The sequence below is a fragment of the Vibrio sp. 2033 genome (genome assembly GCF_033339735.1).
Map to the genome: position 1 here is coordinate 1 of NZ_JAWOVC010000891.1, position 509 is coordinate 509.

At 44.2% G+C, this 509-nt stretch carries 1 protein-coding gene; it reads right to left on the bottom strand.

The window, feature by feature from the left end; translation table 11 throughout:
- The coding region (locus R7P74_RS29665; protein ID WP_318124334.1) for a histidine kinase sensor domain-containing protein at window positions 1-509 on the bottom strand (509 nt) is incomplete at both ends.

A 509-nucleotide genomic window follows, 5' to 3' on the forward strand; every position in this document is an offset into this window, starting at 1 on the left:
CGTCACTAATTCTTGTTCGCTTTCACCAACTCGTTTACGTAAAAGGTGCAAAACCAAGTTCTGCCTAGCAAGAGGCGTTCTTAGTTCATGGGACACATCGCGAATCAAAAGACGTTGCTTCTCCGCTAGCGAGTGAATCTCTTTCGTCATGTGGTCAAAGTCTTGCGCGAGTTCATTAAATTCTCGCGTGTTGGACTTTAGCTCCTGCACAACACTGACATTAAAATCGCCGTTAGAAAGCTTCTTGCTCGCCTCTCTGAGTCTGTCCAACGGTTGCTGTAAGTTGCGAGCCATTAAAAGCGAGAACAAAGCCAAAATCACGGCGGCAATCACCACTTTGATAATGGAAAAGTACAGTATGAAGTCATTCGCAGGATGTAAGCGATGCGGCAGTTGAATGACTAAGTTGTGCTGCTGAACCAATGGAATGCTGATGATTGGTCGATTCACTTTGTCTTCCAATTGATCATCAATGCTGCGTTTGAATTGGAGCTTAAATTCAAAATGTG